This window comes from Achromobacter sp. D10 (genome assembly GCF_035282245.1).
Lineage (GTDB): Bacteria > Pseudomonadota > Gammaproteobacteria > Burkholderiales > Burkholderiaceae_B > Achromobacter > Achromobacter insolitus.
Genome location: NZ_JAYJLE010000010.1, coordinates 180,497 through 203,032, shown reverse-complemented (window position 1 = coordinate 203,032; position 22,536 = coordinate 180,497). Strand labels below are relative to the sequence as shown.

Here is a 22,536-nt window from a genome sequence, read left to right as displayed (position 1 = left end):
CAGAAATCCGTCAGGCGGCGCGAGCGCGCCGGGGGCGCCGGTCCGCTGGACCGGCGAGGACATGGCGCGACCGGCTCAGCCCGCGCAGGGTTCGAATACCTGTTCCGGCGGAAACACCTTGACGATGTCCATGACGTAGGCCGGTTGCGGCGGCTTGCCCGTATCGACCACGCCCCACAGGCCGTTCTGCATCGCCTGGTGGTCGCAGGCGCGCATGCTTTTCTTGCCTTCCACGGAGTTGTCTCGCACGCTGGCCGCAAATGCCTCGACCCACTTTTCCTTGTCCCAGGTGCCGGTCTGGTCCACCACGTCCAGCCACCAGCTCATGCCGTCATAGGCTTCGCCCGCGGCGGCCGAGGGGAACTCGTTGTACTTCTTGCGGAACGCCGCGACGAAGGCCTTGTTGGCTTCGTTTTCGACCGTGAAGTGATATCTCACGCCCGATTGCACGCCGACCGCGGTGGGCCCGACGCCGGCGGCCATGGTCTCGTCGGCGATGACCGGGCCGAAGATCTTGCGCGTCTTGCCCAGTTCTATCTGGCCGGCCTGCTTGACCATCGTGACCGCGTCCGAACCCGTCATGAACAGCGCCACGCCATCGGCATTGGAACGCGCGATCTTGTCGGCGATGGATGAATAGTCGCGATTGCCCAGCGGCGGGAAGTCCGCGCCCACGATCTCGATGCCGGCCTTCTCGGCTTCGCGGCGGTACCAGTCCCAGCTGTCGCGCGTGGCCTGGTAGTCGGCCGTCACGCCGTAGACCCGCTTGAGTTTCTGCTCCTTGGAGTAGGCCAGCGCCATGCGCTGCTCCATGCCTAGCGTGTTGGAGGTGCGGAAGGTGTAGCGCGAACCGCCAGGCACCGTGATCTTGTCGTCGGCCGACATGGTGACCAGATGGGGGATCTTGCGCTGCTTGGCAATGTTCATGATGGCCAGCGTGCTGGCCGAGCTGACCGCGCCGAAGATCATCTGCGACCCGTCCGAGATCAGGCGGGTGGTTTTCTGCACCGCTGGCTGCGGCTTGGTCTCATCGTCTTCCCAGGTGACCTGGATGGGCTTGCCCAGCACTTTGCCGCCGCGCTGTTCGATGGCGATGGTGACGCCCTTGCGCATGTCTTCGCCAAAGATGCCGTAAGTACCCGACAGCGACACCACGCCGCCGATCTTGAACGTGTCGGGATCGGCGGCGCGCGCGCCTGTCGTGAACAGGGCGCACAACGCCAGCGCGCCGTAGGCGGCGGGTCTCCATGTCTTCATTATTTGTCTCCACGTATTTTTCATTATGGCTCGTAATGTTTTACGTAGCGCTGTTGAGATACTACGTTTGAGACTGTGATGTGAAAAATTGGGGTATACCCGGGGCGGCCAGCAAAGAAAACCGCCCCAGGGCCACGCGGGCGCCTGGGGCGGTTTTCGGAAAGGGACGGCTGGCCGAGGCGCGCACGGCGCCTTGCGGTTGGCGGTCAGCGCTGGCGCGCCTGGGTCTGATTCAGGGCGGACTCGACCATGCTTTCGACCAGCGGGATGACGCGGCCGGCCAGTTCGGGGCGGTAGGCGTAGGGATGTGTCTCGTCCATGTAGGTGGACTGGCACATTTCCAGCTGGATGGCGTGCACGTTGTCTGCCGGATTGCCGTAGTGGCGCGTGATATAGCCGCCCTTGAAGCGGCCGTTCACGGCCCAGGTGTAGGCGGCATTGCCGGACAACCGGCTTTCGACGGCCGCCAGGATGTCTGGCGCGCAGGCCGCGCCGTCGGCGGTGCCGATGTTCAGGTCGGGCAACTTGCCCTCGAACAGGCGCGGCAGCACGCTCGCAATCGAGTGCGCTTCCCACAGAAGCACGGTTCCGTGCTCGGCCTTGATGCGGTCGATTTCCTCGCACAACTTTGCGTGGTAGGGCTTCCAGTAGGCCTGCAGCCGGTGTTCGCGTTCGGCGTCGGTCAGGACGGCCTCGTTGCGGTAGAGGGGGTCGCCACGGAAGGTGTGGGTGGGACACAGGCCGGTTTTGGTCTGGCCGGGATACAGGCTTTCATCGTTGGGCGGGCGATTCAGGTCCACCACGTAGCGCGAATAGCGCGCCCCGATGACGGAAGCGCCGAGCGTCTCGGCGAACTTGTACAACGTGTCCAGGTGCCAGTCGGTGTCGCCCGATTGCAGGCCCAGCGGCGTCATCTGCGCGCGTTGCGAATCGGGGATCATGCTGCCCAGATGGGGGATGGAGATCAGCAGCGGGGCCGTGCCGCGGCTGAATTGATAGATGTCGCTCAAGTAAAACTCCGGGGGAAATGGCGGGGCGCAGGCAAGGGCGTGCCTGGCAGCGTCCCTGGGTATCCGGTATTGCGCCTTGCGGGGCAATGCCGGCAATCATAGTGGATCAGGCGCCTGTCCATGGCCGCCGCGGTGCGTCGACGGCCCAGGGCGCGCCGCGGCTCCAGGCGCTCGCGAGGCTGTCGATCAGCACGCGCACCTTGGGCGCCAGGTGGCGCCGGTGCGGATAGACCGCACAGACCGGCGCTCCGGGAGGCGCCGCCGATTCCAGCACCGGTGCGAGCCTGCCTGCGCGCAAGTCTTCGCCGACCAGAAAAGCGCCCAGTTGGGCGATGCCTTCGCCCGCCAGCGCGGCGTCGCGCAGGGCCTCGGTATTGCCCAGGCGCAGGCGTCCGGCGACGTGGACGCCGCGTTCCTGACCGTTGACCGCAAAGCGCCACGGCACCAGCGCGCCAGCGTGGGTGTAGGCCATGGTCTGGTGGCCGGCCAGATCGTCCGGGCTGGCGGGAGCGCCATGGCGCTCAAGGTAGCCAGGCGAGGCGCACGTGATCAGGCGGTGCGGCGCCAGCACTTTTCGCACCAGCCGGCTATCGGTTTCGCCGCCGATGCGGATGGCGACATCCACGCCGTCGCGCACCAGGTCGATATAGTCGTCCGAGAAGCTGACGTCCGCCTCGACCTCGGGCCATTCGCGCAGGTAGTCGCGCAACAGCGGCATGATGTACAGCCGTCCCAGCGAAACGGGCAGGTCGATGCGCAACCGTCCCCGCGGCGCCAGCTTGCGGCTGGCCATTGCGTCGGTGGCGTTGTCCACCTCGGACAGGATGCGTTGCGCATGGTCATAGAAAACACGGCCCTCATCGCTCAGGCTGACGCTGCGGGTACTGCGATGGAGCAGCCGCGCGCCCAGGCCTTGCTCCAGGCGCGCGATGCACTTGCCTATCGCCGAGCGCGACAGGCCCAGCTTTTCGGCCGCGGCGGTAAAGCTCTGGGTGTCGGCCACGCGCACGAAGGCGAGCAGGTCGCCGATATGGTCCAAGCGGGCCATCGGAGAGGGTGAATTGCGCACGATTCGTCCCTATTGTTTATTGAATGTCCTACTTTATCAGCGAATTGGAAACAGTAGACTGCCTAGGGGTCGGCTCGGCATGAGCCCTTATCAGGACCCTACACAATGACCCGCAGTTGCCCAGCGCCAGAAAGCGCCATCCCTGACTCTTCCAGCAACCAGCCGGCGGCCTGGCGCGCGTGGCTTGGCGTCATTGCCGTCGGCATGGCGACTTTCTGCGTGGTCACGACCGAAATGCTGCCGGTGGGGCTGTTCGTTCCCATCACTGGCGCGCTCGAGGTGTCGGTGGGGATGGGCGGTTTCATGCTGTTTGTGCCCGCGATTCTGGCGGCGCTATGCGCCCCGCTTGTGGTCCTGGGCGCCAAAGGGGCCGACCGCCGCGTCATTCTCTGCGGTTTGCTGGCGCTATTGGTCTGCGCCAACGCAGCCAGCGCGTGGGCCCCCAGCATGCCGTGGTTCCTGGCGGCTCGGGTGTTGGTGGGCTTTTGCATCGGCGGCGTCTGGGCGATCGCGGGCGGGCTGGCGAGCAGGCTGGTCGGCCCGAGCGCCGTGGGACTGGCCACGTCCATCATTTTCGGCGGCGTCGCGGTGGCGTCGGTACTGGGGGTTCCGCTGGGCGCCTTCCTTGGCGGACTGGCCGGCTGGCGCGCGGCTTTCGGCGCCATGGCCGCGTTGTGCGCCGCGGTGCTGTTGCTGAATCTGCTGGGTCTGCCGGCCTTGCCCGCAGCGCGCTCGCTGCAGCCACGCCAACTGGCGTCGCAACTGGCCAATCCGGGCCTGAGGCGCGGCCTGCTCATCACACTGTTCCTGGTTGCCGGCCATTTCATGGCCTATACCTTCGTCCGTCCGCTGCTGCAAATCCATGCGGCCTTCGGAGAGGGCTGGATCGGACCGCTGCTCTTTGCCTACGGCGCAGCGGGCGTGGCCGGCAATTTCCTGGGCGGCGCCGCAGCCGCCCGGCGCCCCGCGGCGACCTTGCTCGTGATCGCTGCCAGCTTGCTGTCGATCCTGCTATTGCTGAGCGGGCTGGGGCAATTGCGCCCGGCGGCCGCGGTCTTGCTGCTGCTGTGGGGGCTGGCGTATGGCGCCGTGTCCGTTTCGTTGCAGACCTGGATGATGAAGGCGGCGCCGGATGCCGTGGAAGCCGCAACCTCGCTTTTCGTCGCGGTGTTCAACCTGGGGATTGCCGCGGGTTCGCTGCTGGGCGTGCCCAGCGTGGACGCTCTGGGACTGCGGGCCAACCTGTGGTTGGCGGCGGCCTGCATGCTGTGGCCGGCGACGCTGCTGGCGCGCCAGGGGTGGGGCGAATTGCGTCGCTCCTACGCCCGGAAAGCGCGCAACAGCGTATCCACGCCATAGCGGCAGGTGGCCAGGTCTTCGTCGTCCGGGCCCTCGGCCCGGCCGCCTGTCAAGCGCGCGTGCGAGGCAATGCCATTGATCAGGTTGCCCAGGGTGCGCGCGGCCAGCCGCGGATCGTCGATGCGGAGTTCGCCGCGTTCGCAGGCCTGCTTCAGGCATTGCTCCAGCGGCGCGTGGAGTTGCATGGCTACCGCCAGCCGCAATGATTCGGCCAGTTGTGGCAGGCGATGCGATTCCGAGACGATCAAGCGGTACAGCGCGACCGATTTGGGCTGCAGCGCATAGCTCAGCAGCCGTCGCGCCAGTTCATGCAGGGCCGGGCCGACGGGCTGATCCAGCAAGGCCGGCGGAAACACGGCTGCGCGCATGCTGTTCAGTTCGTGTTCGAGCACGGCGACGAGCAAGCCTTCCTTGCTGCCGAACAACTGATAGGCGGTGGCCGCCGAGCCGCCCGCCTGGCGCACGATGCGCTGGATGGACGTCTGCGCGTAGCCGTGCTCCAGCAAGGATTGCGTGGCGGCTTCCAGCAGCCGTTCCCGGCGCGCTTCGCCCCGGCTGGTCAGCGCGCGCGGCGCCGTATCGTTTTGAATCGAGTTCATTTCGCCCCCTTGTCGCGGCATGGCCCTGGCGTTTCGCCCGGCCATGATTCTGGCTGAAATTGTGTAATGTATAGTACATTACACCATTGCTACATCATCCGAGCCGCCGTGACGCGCCGCGCCGCACACCGCGCAATTCGCTATGACTGACGACCTGGTTCAATTGGGAAAGCTGGTCAGCCTGGGGCTGGCCTTGATGCTGCCGCTGGCCAATCCGCTGACCTCCATGACCTTGCTGCTGTCGCTGGGCCAGCAGATCCCCTACAAAGAGCGCGAGCGCCAGGTCAAGCAGGCGGCCTTCTATGTCGTCGGCATCATGGTGGTGACCTACTATGCCGGCGCCTGGATCATGCACACCTTCGGCATTTCGATTCCGGGGCTGCGCATTGCCGGTGGGCTGATCGTGGCCAGCATCGGCTTCAGCATGGTGTTTCCCTCCGCGCCGTCAACCGCCGCCGAAGCCGACGTGGCGGACGCGCAGGCCAATCGGCAGACGCCCAACATCGCTTTCGTGCCACTGGCGATGCCGGGTACGGCGGGGCCGGGCACGATTGCCATGATCATCAGCGGCGCGGCCACGCTTGACGCCTCGGTGACGCAGGCCTATTCCCCGTGGGTGCTCGCGGTGACGCCCATCGTGGTGTTTTCCCTGCTGGGTCTGCTGTTCTGGATATGTCTGCGCTCGGCCGGGCGCATCGTGGCCGTGATCGGCCAGGGCGGGGTGGAGGCCATCTCCCGCATCATGGGCTTTCTGCTGGTCTGCATGGCGGTGCAGTTCGTGATCAACGGCGTCCTGGAAATCGTGCAGCAGCATGGCGGCATGTAATCCTGCCCGGCGCGGCTGGCGGACGATCGCCTGGCGCATCGCGTTAAGCCTGCTGCTCATCCTGCCCGCGGCGTGGGGCTGCCTGGCGTTGGCCTATCGCGTGCCGGGCGGAGCGTTCCTCCAAGGGGCGGCCGCACTGGCCTGGGCCGCGCTGTGCTTATATTCGGCCGTGGTGCTGTGGCGCGGGCGTACCCGGCGCGCCATCGGGACCTGGCTGATCGGCATGGCCGCGCTGTGTATTTGGTGGCAGACCCTGGCGCCGTCCAATGACCGTATCTGGGCGGACGACGTGGCGCGCACGCTGCGCGGTAGCATATCCGGGTCCATCGTCACGTTGGACAGCGTGCGCAATTTCGATTGGCAGGCCGATACGGACACGCGCTACACGCCCCGCTGGGAAGTCCAGCAGTACAACCTTAACGAGCTGGCCACGGTGGACATGGTGCTGTCGTACTGGGGCAGCCCGGCCATCGCCCATACGCTGGTCTCATTTGGCTTCACGGACGGCCGCCAGGTTGTGTTCTCGGTCGAGATCCGCAAGGAGCGCGGCGAGCAGTTTTCCGAGATCGGCGGCTTCTTCAAGCAGTTCGAGCTGAGCGTGATCGCGGCGCAGGAGCGCGACATACTTTACGTGCGAGCCGGACCGCGCGACGAGCGCGTGTACCGCTACGCCGTCGACATGCCCGTGCCTGCCATGCGCGAATTGTTCTTGTCCTATGTGCGCACCGCGAATGAACTGGCCGACGAGCCGCGCTTCTATCACACGGTAACCGCCAATTGCACGACGCTGGTCTACCGCATGGTGCGCGCGATCGTGCCGGGCCTGCCCATGGACTACCGCATTCTCCTGTCCGGCTATTTGCCAGAGTATCTCTACGAGCATGGCGGGCTGGACACCAGCAAGCCTCTTTCCACGCTGCGTGAGCAGGCCTATGTCGGCAAGCCCGCCTTGCCCGGGTCGGATCCGGTTGTGTTTTCGCGGGCCATCCGCTTGCCGGAGTCGGCGGGAACCCCGCCATGAACGGCCTCTGGCAAGCGGGCGCAAAAGCCTGCGCGATCCTGGGACTTGCCGTGTGCGCGGGCTGCGCGGGCGTCAAAGTGTCTTCCGTCAGCACGCAGGACTACATTGCCCAGCGCCGCGGCGACGTGCTCACCACCGGGCGGCTTAGCGCCTCCGCGCGCGAGTCCATGGCCGTGCTGGGCTTGAACGCGCAGGACTGCCGCAAGGACCGAGACGCGTGCACCCGCTCGCTGGCCACCATGGAGGGCCTGGACAGCGAACGGCGCCTGGCCACCTTGTCCGAGGTCTGGCTGATGGAGGCGCTGGCGACGGAAAAGCAGCGTCCCGCCAGTCAGGACGAGCAGGACCAGTTGCTGGATGCCTATCTGCAGACGGCGCGGGCCGCCTATGCCTATCTGTTTTTCACGCCGCGTTCCCCCAGCGACCGCGCCTTCGAGGATCGCCAGACCCAGGTGCGGGATTACTACAACTATGCGGTGCAGCAGGCCGTCACTCGCCTGTTCGAGCAGCATCGCGGCCGCCCGCCGGCGCCTGGAGCCAGGATGGCGGCGGGGCCGTGGCAGGTGCTGGGCGAGATGTCGGACGTCAAGCTGCCTGGCGGCAAGCAGTTCCCGCACGAGCTGGTGCCGGCGTCTACCCTGACGTTTCAGGGCCTGCGCAGCATGTACCGGCGCGACGGTTTCGGCGCCGAGCTGGTGGCGGTGACGGCGCGCCGCGTGAACGATGCCGACACCTTCAAGACGCCCTATAGCGAAACGCCATTTCCCGCGGTGACGGTCATCATGGGCTTTCCCGGCGCCACGCTGGAACAGGTCATGGCCACGCGCGAAGCGACCCTCGCTGCCTACGACCCTTATAAGCGGGATACGGTGGCATTGGCTGGCACGACGGTGCCCCTGGCCGCCAACTTCACCTCCGGCTACGGGCTGTGGCTGGCACGGTCGGGCTTCGCCACGCAGGCGTTGCGCAACGTGCTGGGCAAGGAAGAGGGCATCGAGGCGCCGCACGTCTACCTGTTGCAGCCCTACGATCCGGACCGCCGCACCATCATCATGCTGCACGGTCTGGCGAGCAGTCCCGAGGCGTGGATCAACGTCGCCAATGAGGTGCTGGGCGACGAAACCCTGCGCCAGCACTATCAGATCTGGCAGGTCTATTACCCCACCAATACGCCCCTGGCGCTGAACAACCGGGCCATCCGCGACGCGCTGAGCCAGACGCTCGAACATTTCGATCCCACGGGCGCGGCGCAGGCGTCGCGCGACATGGTGGTCATCGGGCACAGCATGGGCGGCGTGTTGAGCCGGCTGCTGGTGTCCTCGTCCGGCACCGTGCTGTGGGACGCGCTGCGCGACCATGCCAATCTCGACGAAGCGCGGCTCGCCCAGGCGCACGCCGAGTTCGATCCGGTGCTGAGCTTCGATGCCTTTCCCGGCATTACGCGGGCGGTGTTCATCGCGGCTCCGCACCGGGGCACGCCTTTTGCCGAGAACACTTTGTCGCGCTGGCTGTCCAACTTGATCACGCTGCCTGCCACGGTGGTCAGGCAGTTCGCCAAGCTCAACCGGTTGGCCGACACCGATGGGCCGCCCCGGCCCGAATCCTCGATCCGGGTGCCCAACGGCGTGGACAACCTGAGCGAAAAGGACCGATTCGTGAGATTGACCGCGACCATGCCGATTTCGCCGGCGGTGCGTTACCACAGCATCATTGCGAACAACACGCCTGGCGTGGCGCTGGAAGATTCCGACGACGGCCTCGTCCCGTATCGCAGCGCGCACCTGGACGGCGCCGAATCCGAGAAGATCATCAGTTTCTCGCACAGCGTGCAAGAGACGCCGCAAGCCATCCTGGAACTCAGGCGCATCCTGCGCTTGCAGCTCGAGCAGGGGGGGCGCTGATGCACTGGATCGCAATTGGCCTGGCGGCTATCGGCATTTGCGCATTGGGGGCGGCGCTGCTGCGCCATCCCGGCGTCATCCTCTACGACTGGTTCGTGACGGAGCGCTCCAGAAAGCGGTCCGCGTCCCGTGGCCGTGCCGCGGCGCGGGCCGAGCGTCGCGACCCCGCATCCTTGCCCGGATAGCGCGCCAGGCGGGCAGGCAAGGGCAGATAGCCCCAAGCTGGAAGCGGCCAAAAAAAAAGCCACCCGATGCACGGATGGCCAAAAGAGGAGACGCCCCGACTCTGCTCAGTTGGGGCAGTCCATGACCTGCTTAGAAGCGATGGCGGATGCCGAAGCCCACCGTGCTCATCTTGTCGCCCTTGATGAAGGCGGCGCCATCAGCGTAGGACGCCAAGGCGTACAGGTTGGTCCGCTTGGACAGATCGTACGTGTAGCCCAGGCTGTACACGTCCATCGCGTACAGGTTCTTGTTGGGGTCGGCACGTTGCCACGAGGCGAACACGTTGCTTGCGCCGCCGATCGGAGCGCTCAGGCCGACCATGTACGAGTTGATGCGCAGGCCGTCCCAGGTGAAGCGGTCGTTGGTGTAGCCCAGGCCGCGGGCGACGCCGCCGGATTGCTGGCGGCCGCCCATCAGGGCGAAGTCCTGGCCGGCGAACACGCCGTCCTCGGAACGGCCGTAGGCCAGCGCCAGCTTGATCACTTCGAAGTCGTACGCGCCGCCGATGATGAACTGCTGCGGCTGAGGCTGGTTCGGCTTGCGGTACTGCACGTCATACGTCAGGGCCACGTTCAGGGGGCCGTTGTCGTACTTCACACCGGCCGTCCATGCGCGGTTGTTTTCCTTGGTCTTGAAGCCGGTGGGGCCTTCGACGTCGTCGGTCGAGAACGAGTAGCCCACGCCGCCCTGGAAGCCGTTCCAGTTCGGGGTCTGGTACATGACCATGTTGTCATAGCGGACGGTGTTGGCCGCGCTGAAGGCCATGCCCATGTTGGCGTTCAGGTAGTCCAGCGAGAACGGATCGATGTTGCGGAAGTACTTGGACGCGATGTTGGTCTGGCGGCCCAATTCCAGCAGACCCCATTCGGTGTGGCTCAGGCCGACGGTTGCCTGGCGGCCGAACATGCGGCCTCCTTGCGAGCGGTTGCCGTTGTTGGCCGTAAAGCCGCTTTCCAACGTGAAGACGGCCGACAGGCCGTCGCCCAGATCTTCAACGCCGCGCAGGCCCCAACGCGAGCCATTCTGGATGCCGTCGTTCATGCCGATGCGGGACTGATAGTCGCCGCCATACAGGCCGCGGTTGGAATCGGTGGTGCCGACCTTGCCGCGCTGGTAGGTCATGCCCAGGTCGACCACGCCATAAAGCGTCACCGAGGTTTCTGCGTACGCGGTGCCAGCCATGCCAGCCAGAATGGCGCCAGCAAGCAAAGTTCTTGTTAGTTTCATAATAAATCCCGTTCTATGGCTTGAATCGCCTGCCTTCTGTACCGATGAAGACAGCCCAGACGTAACCTTAGGCATGTGAGCGGGGTGAAATGAAACTGAAAACTACATAATGGTTCGGGATATGGATATTGGGGTCGAATTAAATTATCGGCTCTCTGACGAAAGACTTAACGGCGTTTATTTTGTTACGGAATACACAAAATAAAACCTGCGATTCATTGCTTGTGTACAACGTTGAGAGCGTTTTCTTTTTTTTATCCGGCCCGCGCCACCGCAGTTTCCCTTGATATGTATGAAGAAAATGTTGGTGGCCAATTCCGTACATTTGGATAAATTGTGGCGCTGCATCTGTAACGCCGCAGCGGCTTGCCTACGCCGCTTTCACCCGCCGTCCAAGCCCAGGTGCCCGCGCAATGTCCGATGTTGATATTCGGTCCGGAACAGGCCCCGGCGCTGCAGCACGGGGATGACGTGTTCGACGAAATCGTCGATGCCGCCGGGAAGCGATGGCGGCATCAGGTTGAAGCCGTCGGCGCCTTCGTTCCGGTACCAGTGTTCCATCTTGTCCGCGATCTGTTCGGGCGTCCCCACCATGGTGCAATGACCTCCACCGGCCGCAAGCCGGCCAAGCAGCTGGCGTACTGTGGGCTTTTCGGTTTCGATGATGCGCAGGATGGTGGCATAGCGGCCCTTGGGGCCGGTGAACTCGGACAGGGGCGGCAGGACGGGCACGGGCGCGTCCAGTTCCCAGGCGGAGCAGTCCTGAAGCACGAACATGCCCAGCTGGCGTAGCGACGCGTCGCTGGGCAGCAGGACGTCCAGTTCGCGCTGCTTGGCCCGGGCTTCGGCCTCGGTCGAACCCACGTAGGTGACCAGGCCCGGCATGATGGGCACGAAATCCTCGCGGCCGGCGGCCTGTACGCGGCGCTTGATGTCGCGGTAATAGGCCTGCGCCGCGGGCAGGTCGTAGGCGACTGCGTAGATCGCCTCGGCGCGCCTCGCGGCGAGGTCTCGGCCCTGGTCCGACGCGCCTGCCTGGAACAGCACCGGGCGGCCCTGCGGCGGACGCGGCACCGTCAGGGGGCCGTCGACCAGAAAGTGTTCGCCGTGGTGCGCGATCTTGTGCACGCGCGCAGGCACGCCGTAGTCTCCCGAGCGGTCGATGGCCAAGGCGTCTTTTTCCCAGGAGTCGAACAGCTTGAGCGCGACGTCGACAAATTCTTCGGCGCGCGCGTAGCGCCAGTCGTGCCCGGGCATGGACTCGTAGCCGTGGTTGCGCGCTTCAGCGTCGAACATGGAGGTGACCACATTCCAGCCCATGCGCCCGCCCGAGATGTGGTCCAGCGAAGCCACCATGCGCGCCGCGTGAAAGGGTGTGAAGAAGGTGCTGGAAACCGTGCTGATCAAGCCGATGCGGGACGTGGCGCGCGCGATCGCGGCCATGGCGGTCAAGGGTTCCAGGTACCAGCGCGGGCCGTCGCCGATGTTGTCGACCGATTGCCCGTCGGCGAAGAAGATGGCGTCCAGCTTCCCGCGCTCGGCGGTGCGCGCCAGTTCTTCGTAGTAGGCAATGTCGCCCAGCCGTTCGGCGGCGGAATCGGGGTGGCGCCAGGCGGCGCGATGGTGGCCGCAGCCGAAGATGAACAGGTTCAGATGCAGCATGGCGGTTCGGTGCGGGCGGAGGCGGTGAAAGACGCGATAGACATGGTCGGGCTCTACGATTCCAGCGGCGCACAGGCAAACGGACGCCGCTCGCGGGCGAACTTAGCACAAAAGCCGACGCCGGCGTCCGTGCCGCGCGCGTTGACATTGCCGTGCCGCTCTCCTAATCTTGCGGCAATTCCTGGGGGAGCCCTGCAAGGGCTGAGATTCCGCGTCATCGCGGTAACCCTTTGAACCTGATCCGGGTAATGCCGGCGAAGGGAAGGACATCGCGCAGTCCGCGCGCCCTCCCTAGACTTTCATTCATTTTGCGGCTTGCGCGCCACGCGTGGGCCGCGGCGTTGCGCGTCCGGCTGCCAGCCGGCAGCGGGAGGACCGATTCCATGTTGACCCAATCAACCGCCCTGATGTGGCTGCTGCTGTTCTCGGGGGGCTTCGCCTTGGCCAGCGTGCTGTATACGCGGCGCAAGCGCGGCACGCTGGAGGACTACATCGTCGCCCGCAACAGCCAGGGCGCCTTTGGCACCATCCTGACGCTGATGGCCTCGACGCTGGGCGCCTGGATCCTGTTCTCGCCCGCGCAGGCGGCGACCTGGGGAGGGCTGGCGGCAGTGATCGGCTACGCGCTGGGATCGATGTCGCCGCGCCTGGTCATGATTCCCCTGGGGCGGCGCATGCGCGAACTGATCCCGCATGGGCACACCCTGACGGAGTTCCTGATGGCGCGCTACGGCCGTCCCATGTACGGGCTGGCGCTGTTCATCATGCTGTTTTATCTCTTCATCGCGCTGTCGGCCGAAGTCACGGCGATTGCCAAGCTGGTCACCATGCTGGCGCCCGTGCCGCTGTGGGCCACCGCCGCCATCGTGATGGGCACCACCTTGCTCTACACCACCTACGGCGGGCTGCGCTCGTCGATCTTCACGGACCAGGTGCAGATGATGGTCATCGTGCCGCTGTTGGTGATTCTGTGCTTGGTCGGCTGGCAGGCCGCGGGCGGAGCCATGCCCACCATCGAGGCCCTGCAGGCCAAGGCGCCGCAGTTGCTGGACCTGACCGATCCGGTGGGCATCAAGGCCGGCCTGACCTTTTTCGTTGCCATTCTGTTGACCGGCGTGTTCCACCAGGGCAACTGGCAGCGCATCTACGCCGCGCGCGACGCCCGGTCCATGCGCAACGGTTTTCTGCTGGGCGGAGTGCTGGTTGCGCCGTTCATTTTCCTGATGGGGCTGTTCGGCCTGGCTTTCGTCGGCCTCGCGCCCCAGGGCGACAGTTCCATCGCGCTGTTCAGCGTCATCATGCCGCATGCGCCCGCATGGTTCGTGATCGCGCTGATTCCGTTGGGGCTGTCGCTGGTCATGAGCACGGCCGACACGGCGATCAGCGCGGTTTCCAGCATTATCGCGGTCGATCTGCGGCGCCTGATGCCCAACGCCAAGTCCATGACCATGAAGCGTCTGGCGCGCTGGCTGGTGCTGCTGATGGCGATTCCGGTCATGATCGTGGCCTCGCAGGGCTACAGCGTGCTGTACCTGTTCCTGCTGGCCGATCTGCTCTGCTCCGCCGCCGCGTTCCCGGTGTTCTACGGCCTGTTCAGCCGCAAGCACGACGGCCTGACCGCCACCGTTGCCACGATCTCCGGCCTCGCGGCCGGCCTGTTCTTCTTCCCGGCGCCGGGCGATAAGCCCTCGTTCCTGCTGGAGTCCTTCCTGCTGGCCGCGGTGGTGCCCGTCATTACGACGGTGCTGATGCGCTGCCTGCTGCGTGGGCGCAAGGAATTCGATTTCTCGACCTTGAGCGCGGCAGTGCGCAGGCTGGACCAGGATCCGGTTTGAGGGGCTGGCGCCCCGGCTGAGGGCGCCGGCCGCGGAAACGCTAGGCGGCGCGCAGCGCTTTCTTGTCGACCTTGTTGGCGCCGGTATAGGGCAGGGCGTCGAGAATGCTGATGACCGCCGGCACTTTGTAACGGGCCAGGTTGGCTTGGCAGTGCGCGATCAGGCCGGGTTCGTCAACGGCCGCGCCCGGCCGCAGGACCACGAAGGCGCGGATGACCTCGCCGCGATAGCTGTCCGGCCAGCCCACCGCCGCCGCTTCGGCCACGTCCGGATGCAGGTACAGCACCTCGTCGATTTCGCGCGGGTATATGTTGTAGCCGCCGGAAATCACCAGGTCCTTCTTGCGGTCGCGGATGTACAGGAAGCCGTCCTCCGCGAATTCGCCGATGTCGCCCGTGTACAACCAACCGTCGCGCAGGGCTTCGGCAGTGGCGTCGGGCCTGGCCAGGTAACCCTGCATGATCTGCGGTCCGCGCGCGCGGATTTCGCCGCGCTGGCCGGGTGGCAGCACCATCGTGCCCGATTCCAGATCGACCACCTGCACCTCGGTGCATGCGACCGGCGTGCCCACGGAGCCGTGGCGGGTTCCCGCCGGGCCGTTGTAGGTGAGGATGGGGCCCGCTTCGGTCTGGCCGTAGCCTTCGTATATCGGCGCGCCCACCGCTGCCTCCCAGCGCCGATGCACCTCTTCGGCCAATGGCGCGGATCCGGAATAGCAGACACGCACGCTGGACCAGTCGGTGAGCGCGAAGCGCGCATGCCCAAGCAGGCCGGTATAGATGGTGGGACTGCCGGGAAACAAGGTGATGCGCTCGCGTTCAATCGCATCGCAGACATCGTCCGGCCGGTAGCGCGGCAGCACCACCAGTGTCGCCGCGGCGCTGACGGCCAGGAACAGGCCCATGGCCATGCCATAGGAATGGAATAGCGGCATGGCGCAAAGCACGCTGTCGGCGCCGTATCGGGTGGGCAAGGCCAGCTCCCGCTGCAGCACATTGGTGGCGATGGCGTCGCGCCCGAGGATTACCCCCTTGGGCTGCCCGGTCGTGCCGCCGGTGTATTGCAGCAAGGCCGGTGCTTGGGCATCGGCGTCGTCCACGGGCGTGTCCGCCATGCCGGGCTCTGGCTTCATCCACGCGCGGGCCTCATCTTCCAGGACCAGTCGGATGCCCAGCGCCGCCGCCAGCGGGGCGGCCACGGCAGAGCAAGGGCCGTCGGCGACCAGCAGCGCGGGTTGCGCGTCCCGCAGGATGAATTCCAGTTCGCGGGCCGTATAAAGAGGGTTGAGAGGGACGTGCTGGTTGCCGGCGCATTGCAGCGCCAGCGTCATCACGCAGGCCAGGTCGGAATTGCCCAGCAGCGTCGCGACCCGGTCGCCCAAGCGCGTTGTCTCGCGCAGGCGGTGGGCCGTTGCCCAGGTTTGCGTCGCATAGCGCCGGTAGCCGACGCGGTGCGTGCCGCAGACCAGCGCGGTGCGCTCGGGATGGTCGCGGGCCGCGCGCGCCAGCAGTGCCGGAATGCGCGGCACATTTTCCAGATTGACGCTGCTCATTTTGCGCCTCCCGCAGCGTCCACCCGCAGCACCACCGCCATGGCGCTGTCGCCGGCCGCGCAGCCGGTAAACAGGCCCAGGCCGCCGCCGCGTTCGGCCAGTTCTTCGATGAGTTCGATGACGGACCGCAGCCCGGTCGGGCTCTGGGGGTGGCCCCACACCAGCGAGCAGCCATAGTTGTTCATGGCCATGGCGTCGAACCCTGTGGCGCGCGCCAACGCGATGTCCGAGACCACGAAGGGATTGTGTGTCTTCACGGCATGCAAGTCCGCGACCGCCAGGCCGGCGCGCGCCAGCGCGCGGCTGGCGGCTTCGATGGGGGCTTGCGGCATGTAGCCCTTTTCGGTACGCGACTGGCCGAAGGCCAGAATCTCGATGCCAATCTCGGGGCGGCGCGACAGCTCGCGGGCACGCTCGGCGGTCGCGAGGATCATGCCTGCGTTGCCGTCTGCCGGATGCGTCTGCCCGCCGTAGGTGATGGTGCCGCCAGGCAGTACCGGGGCCAGGCGCGCCAGGCCGTCCGCCGTGGTGGCGTGGATGCCCTCATCGCCTTCCATCACCGTCGCGATCTTTGCGTACCGCGCATCGGGCACTTCGAAGGGCAGCGTCATGTAGCGCTGCTGGAACCGTAGTCCATCGGCACAGGCCTGCGCATACTGCTCGTAGCGGCGCAGCGTGACCGCATTCTGTTCGTCCGTGGGTATGCCATGGCGCTCGGCCACGCGCTCGCCAGTCTGCAGCATGGACAGGCCGCTCCACGGGTCGTGCGAGAAATTGTCCAGCACCCAGTTTTCGTGCGTGCCCGAGCCGCCAGGGCCTGCAGGGTCGGGATAGTAGAGCTGCGGGCCGTTCGACACGCGGTCCGCCATCAGGACCAGCGACGTCTCGGCGTTGCCGAGCATGAGTTCGGCTGCGGCCGTCGCCAGGCCCCGCACGGAAGTGGCGCAGGCCTGCGACACCACGGGTCCCGCCAGTTGGGGCGCGCCGAGCATGCCGGCTACCCAGGGCAGGCCGTAGAACGACCCCTGTTGCGGCACCGAGCAGCCCAGCACCGCGCTTTGCAGCGCCGTGGGCGCGATGCCCCGGCGTTCCAGTTCGCGGCGCGCGGTCCAGGCCGCGAAGCGCAGGCTGTGCAGACGTGACAGGCTGCCCTGCCAACGGGAAAACGGGGTGCTCCAATACACGCCGTAGGGGATGTGTACGCCGGTCATGCGGACTCCTGCTGCAAAAGAGGCGGTTCAGGGCAGGAACTGCCAGGCGCCGGAGCGGGCTTGCATCAGCACGACGCCGCGCTCGTCCAGGCCGTTGTGGTTGGTGGGCGACATCATGTAGATGCCCTGGGTGCCCACCGTGCCTTGCAGGCTTTCCAGCGCGTCGCGCAATGCCTGGCGGAAGGCTGGAGTGCCGGCCGGGACGTCGGCGGGGATCTTGGCGACGGCGGCGTCCAGCAGCAGGTAGGCGTCGTAGGTATAGGGCGCGAAAGCGTTGCGTGAATCGGCGCCGTAGGTTGATTCGTACTGCTGGGCGTAACGGCCGGCCACCGGCTTGATCGGGCTGTCGGCGGGCAGTTGTTCAACCACTTGCACCGGGCCGCTGGGCACGATGACGCCATCCACGCCCTTGCCTCCGAGCTTCAGGAACTCCTTGTTGATGACGCCGTGGGTGTTGTACTGGACGCCTTGGTAGCCGCGCTCGCGCAGCGACAGATGGGGCAGGGCGCCCGGCGTGCCCGAGCCGCCCACCAGCACCGCGTCCGGAGTGAGCGATACGATTTTCAGCACCTGGGCCGTGACCGAGTTGTCGGTGCGCGCATAACGTTCATTGCTGAGCACCTTGATGCCGCGCTTGGCGGCCGACTCCTGCAGCGCGCGATACACGGCGTCGCCCCAGGCGTCCGAAAAGCCGATGTATGCCACCGTCTTCACGCCCCGCTTGGTCATGTCGGCGGTCAGCGAATCCACCATCAGGTCGATGCCGTGCGCCACCACGAATATCCATTCGGCGCGGTCCGGGCTGAGCACGATGGGCGCCAGGGACAATTGCGGGGTGCGCGCCTCGCGAGCGACTTCCGTGACCGCCATCGAGGTCGGCACATTGCTCGGCCCGATGATGGCGTCCACCTTGTTCTCGGTGACCAGCTTGCGCGCTGTCTTGACCGCGGAGGACGGGTCGGTCGCATCGTCCAGGGCAATGTATTCCACGGCTCTGCCGCCCAGCGTCTTGGGCAGCAGCGGCACGGTGCTGCGGTAGAGCGAGCCCATGGAAGCACCGGGTCCGGTGCTGCTGGCGATCACGCCGATGCGGATGTCGGCGAGGGCGGCGCAAGGCGCCAGGGCGCAGGCCAGCGCCAGCGCGGCAAGACGACGATACATGGCTATTCCCCTTTTTCTGGATATGGCCCGGCTAGCGGGATGACCCTAGTATGGGCATGTTGGCGATAACTGGATAATTGCGATTCCTTATCAATCGATAACCAATTTCCGGATCCAACCCATGTCGGAAATCCCCACTTTGCAGCAACTGCGGTCACGCCTGCGTATCCGCCATCTGGTGTTGCTGGACGAGTTGGGGCGGGTGGGCAATCTGCACCGCGCGGCCGAGGCGATGCACCTCAGCCAGCCGGCGCTGAGCAAGCTGCTGGGCGAAGCCGAGGCGCTGGCCGGGCAGGCCCTGTTCGAACGTTCGCATCATGGGGTCGTGCCGACGGCGCTGGGCCTGCTGATGATCGACCGCGCGCGCTTGCTGCTGAACGAGCTGGATGCGACCCATGCCGAACTCGCTGCCGCGGCCAATGGCGCGACGGGCAAGGTGCGGGCCGGTATTTTCCCGGTGGTGGCGCACCTGCTGGTGCCTTTGGCGGTGGAGCGCCTGCAGGCAAGCCACCCGGCGTTGCGCATCGAATTGTCCGAAGGCTTGGAGAAGCAGTTGCTGCCAGCCTTGCGCGCGGGCGAACTGGATTGCGTGGTGGGACGGCTGGGAGTGGAGGGCGCGGATGCGGACCTGCAATGCGAGATCCTGTATGACGAGGCGACCGCGGTCGTCTGCGGACCGGCGCATCCCTTGGCCTCGCGCAGCCGGCTGAGCGGCGCCGCCCTGGACGGTTGCCGCTGGGTGCTGCCATCGCGCAATGCCGCCCTCTACAGCATGGTTGCCGCCGCCGTTTCGGCGCGAGGAGCGGGCTTTCCGCAGGTCGCCATCGAATCCAGCGCCATTTTGACCATTGTGTCTTTGCTGCAGCGGACCTCGCTGCTGTCGGCCATCCCGTTGCGGGTGGCGCGAGCGCTTGCCGAAAACGGGCAGCTCGCGATCCTGCCGCTGGCATTGCAGGCACGGCTGCATCCGGTGGGCATCATGACCCGGCGAGATGCGCGCGCGGCAGCCGCCGCCTCCTTGTTCCTGAATGCGCTGCGCGAGGCGGCAACCGTGGTGCGCACCGACGCAAACCTTTGACGGTTTCGCTCGCGCCAGGGCATTCAGGCGAAAAAAAAAGCCAACTTCTTCAAGTTGGCTTTCTTCCGGCCAGAGCCGCCGTGGCTCTGCAGGTACTGCTTCAGTGCTTGTTCAAAATCGTCTGGCGGACAGGTCCGAAGGCCGTCATGCAAGAACATCCATTCATGTAAGAACATCCATGCATGAATATCCCGTGCCAGGATTTTGGTGGAGCGGAGGAGGATCGAACTCCCGACCTTCGCATTGCGAACGCGACGCTCTCCCAGCTGAGCTACCGCCCCAATCAAGCAAGACCAAAACTATACAGGAATATTCCCGGCGCGCGCAATAAGCCGTTGAATAAAAACGTCAGGCGAATTCCAGGGTGGCGACGACCGGGGCGTGGTCGGAGGGCTGCTCGTTGCGGCGGGGCTCTTTGTCGATGACGCAGGCCACGCAACGCTTGACCAGGGGGGGCGACAACAGGACGTGGTCGATGCGCAGGCCGGCGTTGCGGCGGAAGGCGAATTGGCGATAGTCCCACCAGCTGAAGGACTTTTCGGGTTGTTCGAACAGGCGGAACGAGTCGGCCAGCCCTAAGTCGAGCAGGGCGCGGAAGGCCTTGCGTTCGGGTTCGGATACCAGGACCTGGCCTTCCCACTTCTCGGGGTTGTGCACGTCTTCGTCGGCCGGGGCGACGTTGTAGTCGCCCAGCACCGCCAGTCTGGGGTACTGCTTGATTTCCTCCGCCAGCCAGCCACGGATGGCTTCGAACCAGTCCAGCTTGTAGGCGTACTTGTCGGAGCCCACGGACTGGCCGTTGGGGCAGTAGGCGCAGACGACGCGGACATCGCCTTCGGGGCTGGGAAAGGTCAGCGCCAGCACGCGCTGTTGCGGGTCTTCGTAGCCGGGGATGTTGCGCGCCATGGACGTGCCAGGCATGCGCGACACGATGGCGACGCCGTTATAGGTCTTCTGGCCAGCCCAGACGGCGTGGTAGCCGGCTTCGGTGAAGGCCGCCTCGGGGAACTTGTCATCCGTGAGCTTGAGTTCCTGGATGCACAGGACGTCAACGGGATTGGCGGCCAGCCAGTCCAGCACCTGCGGCAGGCGCACGTTCAGGGAGTTCACGTTCCAAGTGGCTAATTTCATGTTTCGCGTAGACCGGTTATTGATGCGGCGCTCGTGGGCTGCCTACCCAAACCCGTGTCAGCGACTGATCTGGCTGCCTGTCCGGGCATGGTTGGCGGGCGCCAGGGACAAGGCCAGATGATACCCGGTCGTGTCGCCTTGCTCCCTTGCGCCTTGAGGTCGGCGCCCACGAGCCAGCCACCCATGAGCCAGCCACCCATCGACTGTCTACGCGTGTTTCCTGAACTCGTTCGCGTCCGGTTCCAAACTATCGGCTCGCGGTGGATCGCCGGCCAGGGGGGCTGCCCTCCGGTCTCGTTTTTCCGGCTTGTTCCTGCGTCTTGCGGTCACGCCCATAGGCGTCCTTTCCTTCGGGCAACTCCTTTCCGCCCGCGGGATAGCCGGAATTCGTATCCGGGTCGGGGTTCTCCGGCCCGCCTGGCGGCGCGTCGGCCGTGGGCTGGCCGCGTCGGAGCTTGTCGGCATCGGTATGAGAGTAGTGTTTTGGCATGTCGCGGACCCTCGTCGTTTGCAGGCTCGCCTCCAGGGGAGCGGTCAACGGAACGCGCGAACGTTTTTCGCGCATGTGCCGCAGCGCCCTGGCGAGGGTAAAGATCCCGCGCCAGGCGTCAGACCGCCCGTTGCCACGGTCGTGCACGAGAAAGCAACGGAGCGCTGCAGCAGAGGGGGCGTAGCAAGCGGCGTGCCGCGCGGCCGGATGCGCTACATCGCATGCGGCCGGCGAGCAGGCGGAGGACGGCAACTGGGGAGAGGACTGCGCGACTCGACTGCTCTTAGAAATCCGCATTCCCATGCGTCGATTTTCAGCCGCCACTCCGTGATCGATTCGCCAGTATGGCCCGGCATGGCCTCGGCGCGGTAAAAGGGGCAATCCCAAAGAGTCAACCCATCGCGGGCGGCTTTTGCGCCCAGCTTTTGGATGTCGTCATACATTTGTGATCCCTCCAAAAGTAGATGAATGCACGGAAAGTATGAAACAAGCGGGGAGCCCAACGCAATAGCGCGGCCTGGTTGCCCAGCGCCGCGATGACTGCGCTTGATTATGCGCGGCCGGGGTCAGTCAAATACATCGAAAAGCACATCGGCCACCACGGCGGTGGCCACCGCGACCAGAATGAGGTCCGACCCCGCGACTCGCCACTCGTAGCCTGGATAGACGGGAAGCCGTGCAAGCATGGGGCCCGGAACCATTTTCTTGGCAATTCCCGGGGGCAGAGGCTTGCCGCGGGCGAGGTTTTTGCGGATGCCTGGCGGCAGCGAGCCGTAGCCCGACAACCCATACTCCTGCGCGTAGCCTCGGGCGGTCGAAATGGTGATGCCGGCGTGGCGCAAGCTCACATTGACGTCGCCGGAATTGCTGCCGCTTCCTTTGGACGAGTTGCCATTTCCACTATTGCCTTTGCCCGAGCCGCCGCCTTTGTTGCCGTTGCTATTGCCTTTGCCATTGCCTTTGCCATTGCCTTGTCCCTGGCCGGCATTGTCAGGCTTGCCTTTGCCTTCGGGAGGGGCGGCCATGGCGCCGCCGGCAACGAACATGCAGCAGATGGCTGCGGTGAGGATTTTCTTGGCGATCATGCGGCTCATGGATGGCTCCTGCTCAGCCCTTGGGGCGATGAGCGGATTCTAGGGCGGCCTAGTCTTTTGGTGTAGCAGCCCATTTGATAAAGATGTAAGCGGGGCTATGGTTGGCGACCCGCGAGGCGCGGATTTCCGGGCAAGCCGGCCTGCCTCAAGTTGCGCCGAAAAATCGTTGATATGTGAGCGTCTATGTCCAGTGGACCTGTGGCCCATGCTGGAGCGATCCCGTCGGAGAGCGATATAGCTTGGTATACAAAATGTTCTACTTTTTGCGGTTTCCTAATGACTGGGCGTCGAAGGGCCTCTACGCTGCGCTAACAGTTCCCTGAACGGAGAGGAGTATGAAGCCCCTTGATTTGGAACAGGTTTCTCCTGGCGCGGCCGGCATGCCCGGCGCCCCCATCGTTGGCTGGCTGCTGGATGGGCCGCAACCCGAATTCACGGATGTCGTGAGCGTCGCCCGCCAATGGATGGCGGACGGCCAGCGCGTATCAGAGGTGGTGCGGGCGCAGGATTACCGGGGGGCGCCCATGACGGGCCCGGGACGTAGCGTGGCGCACGCCTGCGCCATTGCAGGCCGGCGCTAGCGCGAAGGGAGTCCATCATGAGAACCGGAGTGATCAGGCTCAACGGCCACCAACTCGAATATGAACTCAGGCCGCTGGCCGCCCAGCAAGGTTACGAGGCCTGGGTGCGCACCGCGCCTGGCCGTGACTGGACCAGGATAGGCGTGGGTGACTCCACCTTCGTGACGGAGGACGCCGCGCTCAAGGGCATCAAGTACGCCGCCGTCGAAATCAGCGCGCGGCGCCTTCAGGCCTGACGGATCAGCCC

Annotated in this window: 21 protein-coding genes, 1 tRNA gene and 1 riboswitch; of the genes, 9 read left to right on the top strand and 13 right to left on the bottom strand. The window is 65.5% G+C overall.

Translation table 11 applies throughout. The features are described 5' to 3' along the window. Nucleotides 1-75: 75 nt before the first annotated feature. From VCS63_RS22825 to VCS63_RS22815, 3 genes are all read right to left on the bottom strand, one after another. Nucleotides 76-1,257: an ABC transporter substrate-binding protein gene (locus VCS63_RS22825; protein ID WP_108912884.1), complete on the bottom strand. Its 1,182-nt coding sequence runs from the start codon at nt 1,255-1,257 to the stop codon at nt 76-78. A gap of 206 nt (nt 1,258-1,463) precedes the next feature. After that, nucleotides 1,464-2,267, bottom strand: coding sequence for an N-formylglutamate deformylase (gene hutG, locus VCS63_RS22820; protein WP_323881075.1), 804 nt, complete (start codon nt 2,265-2,267; stop codon nt 1,464-1,466). A gap of 106 nt (nt 2,268-2,373) precedes the next feature. Further along, entirely contained in the window at nt 2,374-3,336 is a 963-nt protein-coding gene (locus VCS63_RS22815) for a LysR family transcriptional regulator (protein ID WP_254594464.1), read from the bottom strand. Between the two features lie 105 nt (nt 3,337-3,441). Here VCS63_RS22815 and VCS63_RS22810 point away from each other — a divergent pair, with 105 nt between their 5' ends. Beyond that, on the top strand, nt 3,442-4,695 hold the full coding sequence (locus VCS63_RS22810) for an MFS transporter (RefSeq protein WP_323881074.1): 1,254 nt from the start codon (nt 3,442-3,444) through the stop codon (nt 4,693-4,695). Here VCS63_RS22810 and VCS63_RS22805 read toward each other — a convergent pair. Continuing rightward, nucleotides 4,656-5,294 (bottom strand): TetR/AcrR family transcriptional regulator, encoded by a 639-nt coding sequence (locus tag VCS63_RS22805; RefSeq protein ID WP_042793168.1) that lies wholly within the window; start codon nt 5,292-5,294, stop codon nt 4,656-4,658. The genes VCS63_RS22810 and VCS63_RS22805 overlap by 40 nt on opposite strands. Nucleotides 5,295-5,436: 142 nt before the next feature. Here VCS63_RS22805 and VCS63_RS22800 point away from each other — a divergent pair, with 142 nt between their 5' ends. Genes VCS63_RS22800 through VCS63_RS22785 form a run of 4 tightly spaced genes read left to right on the top strand, consistent with a single transcriptional unit; the run spans nt 5,437 to nt 9,227 of the window. Then, nucleotides 5,437-6,120, top strand: coding sequence for a MarC family NAAT transporter (locus VCS63_RS22800; RefSeq protein ID WP_042793169.1), 684 nt, complete (start codon nt 5,437-5,439; stop codon nt 6,118-6,120). Beyond that, nucleotides 6,107-7,141, top strand: a complete 1,035-nt coding sequence (locus VCS63_RS22795; RefSeq protein ID WP_323881073.1) for a DUF4105 domain-containing protein — start codon at nt 6,107-6,109, stop codon at nt 7,139-7,141. Before VCS63_RS22800 ends, VCS63_RS22795 begins: the two co-directional genes overlap by 14 nt. Continuing rightward, on the top strand, nt 7,138-9,042 hold the full coding sequence (locus tag VCS63_RS22790) for an esterase/lipase family protein (protein WP_323881072.1): 1,905 nt from the start codon (nt 7,138-7,140) through the stop codon (nt 9,040-9,042). Before VCS63_RS22795 ends, VCS63_RS22790 begins: the two co-directional genes overlap by 4 nt. Next, nucleotides 9,042-9,227: a hypothetical protein gene (locus VCS63_RS22785; RefSeq protein WP_164794498.1), complete on the top strand. Its 186-nt coding sequence runs from the start codon at nt 9,042-9,044 to the stop codon at nt 9,225-9,227. Before VCS63_RS22790 ends, VCS63_RS22785 begins: the two co-directional genes overlap by 1 nt. Nucleotides 9,228-9,357: 130 nt before the next feature. Here VCS63_RS22785 and VCS63_RS22780 read toward each other — a convergent pair whose 3' ends face one another. Next, the gene (locus tag VCS63_RS22780) at nt 9,358-10,494 is read right to left on the bottom strand and encodes a porin (RefSeq protein WP_063642618.1); all 1,137 of its coding nucleotides are present in this window, start codon (nt 10,492-10,494) and stop codon (nt 9,358-9,360) included. A gap of 381 nt (nt 10,495-10,875) precedes the next feature. Further along, a complete protein-coding gene (locus VCS63_RS22775) occupies nt 10,876-12,156 on the bottom strand; it encodes an LLM class flavin-dependent oxidoreductase (protein ID WP_063642617.1) in 1,281 nt (426 codons plus the stop codon). Between the two features lie 173 nt (nt 12,157-12,329). Next, nucleotides 12,330-12,436, top strand: a riboswitch (TPP riboswitch). A gap of 103 nt (nt 12,437-12,539) precedes the next feature. Between VCS63_RS22775 and VCS63_RS22770 the strand changes: the two genes are divergently transcribed. Beyond that, complete coding sequence (locus VCS63_RS22770; RefSeq protein WP_323881071.1) at nt 12,540-13,991, top strand: sodium:solute symporter family protein; 1,452 nt, start codon at nt 12,540-12,542, stop codon at nt 13,989-13,991. A gap of 40 nt (nt 13,992-14,031) precedes the next feature. Here VCS63_RS22770 and VCS63_RS22765 read toward each other — a convergent pair whose 3' ends face one another. From VCS63_RS22765 to VCS63_RS22755, 3 genes are read right to left on the bottom strand one after another with little or no spacing between them, the layout of a single operon-like run. Continuing rightward, nucleotides 14,032-15,543 (bottom strand): class I adenylate-forming enzyme family protein, encoded by a 1,512-nt coding sequence (locus tag VCS63_RS22765; RefSeq protein ID WP_323881070.1) that lies wholly within the window; start codon nt 15,541-15,543, stop codon nt 14,032-14,034. Continuing rightward, on the bottom strand, nt 15,540-16,754 hold the full coding sequence (locus VCS63_RS22760; protein ID WP_323881069.1) for a thiolase family protein: 1,215 nt from the start codon (nt 16,752-16,754) through the stop codon (nt 15,540-15,542). Before VCS63_RS22760 ends, VCS63_RS22765 begins: the two co-directional genes overlap by 4 nt. A 27-nt stretch (nt 16,755-16,781) precedes the next feature. Further along, the gene (locus VCS63_RS22755; protein ID WP_323881068.1) at nt 16,782-17,915 is read right to left on the bottom strand and encodes an ABC transporter substrate-binding protein; all 1,134 of its coding nucleotides are present in this window, start codon (nt 17,913-17,915) and stop codon (nt 16,782-16,784) included. Nucleotides 17,916-18,036: 121 nt separating this feature from the next. Between VCS63_RS22755 and VCS63_RS22750 the strand changes: the two genes are divergently transcribed. Further along, nucleotides 18,037-18,993 carry a LysR substrate-binding domain-containing protein gene (locus VCS63_RS22750; RefSeq protein ID WP_149064759.1) on the top strand — a complete coding sequence of 319 codons (957 nt, stop codon included), beginning with the start codon at nt 18,037-18,039 and terminating at the stop codon, nt 18,991-18,993. 205 nt (nt 18,994-19,198) lie between these two features. Here the strand turns inward: VCS63_RS22750 and VCS63_RS22745 are convergent. From VCS63_RS22745 to VCS63_RS22730, 4 genes are all read right to left on the bottom strand, one after another. Further along, nucleotides 19,199-19,274: transfer RNA gene (locus VCS63_RS22745), tRNA-Ala, on the bottom strand. A 67-nt stretch (nt 19,275-19,341) separates the two neighbouring features. Continuing rightward, entirely contained in the window at nt 19,342-20,124 is a 783-nt protein-coding gene (xth, locus tag VCS63_RS22740) for an exodeoxyribonuclease III (protein WP_323881067.1), read from the bottom strand. A gap of 702 nt (nt 20,125-20,826) precedes the next feature. Continuing rightward, entirely contained in the window at nt 20,827-21,057 is a 231-nt protein-coding gene (locus VCS63_RS22735; protein WP_082884739.1) for a CrpP-related protein, read from the bottom strand. Between the two features lie 123 nt (nt 21,058-21,180). Further along, on the bottom strand, nt 21,181-21,699 hold the full coding sequence (locus VCS63_RS22730) for an anti-virulence regulator CigR family protein (RefSeq protein WP_323881088.1): 519 nt from the start codon (nt 21,697-21,699) through the stop codon (nt 21,181-21,183). A gap of 344 nt (nt 21,700-22,043) precedes the next feature. Here VCS63_RS22730 and VCS63_RS22725 point away from each other — a divergent pair, with 344 nt between their 5' ends. Together VCS63_RS22725 and VCS63_RS22720 are read left to right on the top strand one after the other, a co-directional pair. Then, nucleotides 22,044-22,289: a hypothetical protein gene (locus VCS63_RS22725; RefSeq protein WP_308023673.1), complete on the top strand. Its 246-nt coding sequence runs from the start codon at nt 22,044-22,046 to the stop codon at nt 22,287-22,289. 17 nt (nt 22,290-22,306) lie between these two features. Next, nucleotides 22,307-22,525: a hypothetical protein gene (locus tag VCS63_RS22720; protein ID WP_131798711.1), complete on the top strand. Its 219-nt coding sequence runs from the start codon at nt 22,307-22,309 to the stop codon at nt 22,523-22,525. The last annotated feature ends 11 nt before the right edge of the window (nt 22,526-22,536 follow it).

What these genes read in the sequence shown, in the direction of transcription:
- VCS63_RS22825 (WP_108912884.1), bottom strand. Translation starts at nt 1,257, where the DNA reads ATGAAGACATGGAGACCCGCCGCCTACGGCGCGCTGGCGTTGTGCGCC.
- VCS63_RS22810 (WP_323881074.1), top strand. Translation starts at nt 3,442, where the DNA reads ATGACCCGCAGTTGCCCAGCGCCAGAAAGCGCCATCCCTGACTCTTCC.
- VCS63_RS22805 (WP_042793168.1), bottom strand. Translation starts at nt 5,294, where the DNA reads ATGAACTCGATTCAAAACGATACGGCGCCGCGCGCGCTGACCAGCCGG.
- VCS63_RS22800 (WP_042793169.1), top strand. Translation starts at nt 5,437, where the DNA reads ATGACTGACGACCTGGTTCAATTGGGAAAGCTGGTCAGCCTGGGGCTG.
- VCS63_RS22795 (WP_323881073.1), top strand. Translation starts at nt 6,107, where the DNA reads ATGGCGGCATGTAATCCTGCCCGGCGCGGCTGGCGGACGATCGCCTGG.
- VCS63_RS22790 (WP_323881072.1), top strand. Translation starts at nt 7,138, where the DNA reads ATGAACGGCCTCTGGCAAGCGGGCGCAAAAGCCTGCGCGATCCTGGGA.
- VCS63_RS22785 (WP_164794498.1), top strand. Translation starts at nt 9,042, where the DNA reads ATGCACTGGATCGCAATTGGCCTGGCGGCTATCGGCATTTGCGCATTG.
- VCS63_RS22780 (WP_063642618.1), bottom strand. Translation starts at nt 10,494, where the DNA reads ATGAAACTAACAAGAACTTTGCTTGCTGGCGCCATTCTGGCTGGCATG.
- VCS63_RS22775 (WP_063642617.1), bottom strand. Translation starts at nt 12,156, where the DNA reads ATGCTGCATCTGAACCTGTTCATCTTCGGCTGCGGCCACCATCGCGCC.
- VCS63_RS22770 (WP_323881071.1), top strand. Translation starts at nt 12,540, where the DNA reads ATGTTGACCCAATCAACCGCCCTGATGTGGCTGCTGCTGTTCTCGGGG.
- VCS63_RS22765 (WP_323881070.1), bottom strand. Translation starts at nt 15,543, where the DNA reads ATGAGCAGCGTCAATCTGGAAAATGTGCCGCGCATTCCGGCACTGCTG.
- VCS63_RS22760 (WP_323881069.1), bottom strand. Translation starts at nt 16,754, where the DNA reads ATGACCGGCGTACACATCCCCTACGGCGTGTATTGGAGCACCCCGTTT.
- VCS63_RS22755 (WP_323881068.1), bottom strand. Translation starts at nt 17,915, where the DNA reads ATGTATCGTCGTCTTGCCGCGCTGGCGCTGGCCTGCGCCCTGGCGCCT.
- VCS63_RS22750 (WP_149064759.1), top strand. Translation starts at nt 18,037, where the DNA reads ATGTCGGAAATCCCCACTTTGCAGCAACTGCGGTCACGCCTGCGTATC.
- xth (WP_323881067.1), bottom strand. Translation starts at nt 20,124, where the DNA reads ATGAAATTAGCCACTTGGAACGTGAACTCCCTGAACGTGCGCCTGCCG.
- VCS63_RS22735 (WP_082884739.1), bottom strand. Translation starts at nt 21,057, where the DNA reads ATGTATGACGACATCCAAAAGCTGGGCGCAAAAGCCGCCCGCGATGGG.
- VCS63_RS22730 (WP_323881088.1), bottom strand. Translation starts at nt 21,699, where the DNA reads ATGATCGCCAAGAAAATCCTCACCGCAGCCATCTGCTGCATGTTCGTT.
- VCS63_RS22725 (WP_308023673.1), top strand. Translation starts at nt 22,044, where the DNA reads ATGAAGCCCCTTGATTTGGAACAGGTTTCTCCTGGCGCGGCCGGCATG.
- VCS63_RS22720 (WP_131798711.1), top strand. Translation starts at nt 22,307, where the DNA reads ATGAGAACCGGAGTGATCAGGCTCAACGGCCACCAACTCGAATATGAA.